General features: G+C 67.3%; 1 protein-coding gene. It reads left to right on the top strand.

Translation table 11 applies throughout. The annotated features are described in order from the left end of the window. Nucleotides 1–350 (top strand): phage major capsid protein (locus tag GVL03_RS20585; protein ID WP_200847366.1); only part of this gene is annotated, 350 nt, incomplete at its 5' end. Nucleotides 351–431 lie beyond the last annotated feature (81 nt).

The raw sequence follows: 431 nt of genomic DNA, 5'->3' as shown, positions 1-431 counted from the left end.
AGGTGCAGTGGATCGGTGAGAACGAGCAGATCCCCGAGAACGACGCCGAGTTCGACGAGGTCTCGCTGCTCCCCTCGACCATGAAGTCCCTCAAGGTCCTCACCCGCTACTCCAACGAGCTCTCGCGCCAGTCGGTCGTGAGCCTCGACGCCGCGCTGAAGGACCGGCTCGTCGCGGACGTCGCCCGGAAGATCGACACCCAGTTCTACAGCGCCTCCGGTGACGGCATCACCACGCCGAAGGGCATGTTCGCGTGGTCCGGTACGCAGACCGTCGCCGTGGGCGGCGCGCTCCCCTCGACCACCTGCTCGACGCGTGGGGCAAGGCGCTCTCCGCCAACGTCTCCATGACCGGCCTCAAGTGGTTCATGCAGCCGGGCGACTTCGTCGGCCTGCGCAAGGTCAAGGACACGGACGGGCGCTACCTGCTCC

Source organism: Microbacterium sp. 18062 (genome assembly GCF_902706225.1).
Taxonomy (GTDB): domain Bacteria; phylum Actinomycetota; class Actinomycetes; order Actinomycetales; family Microbacteriaceae; genus Microbacterium.
The sequence above is the reverse complement of the archived record's forward strand: the minus strand, read 5'-3'. Positions and strand labels throughout refer to the sequence as shown.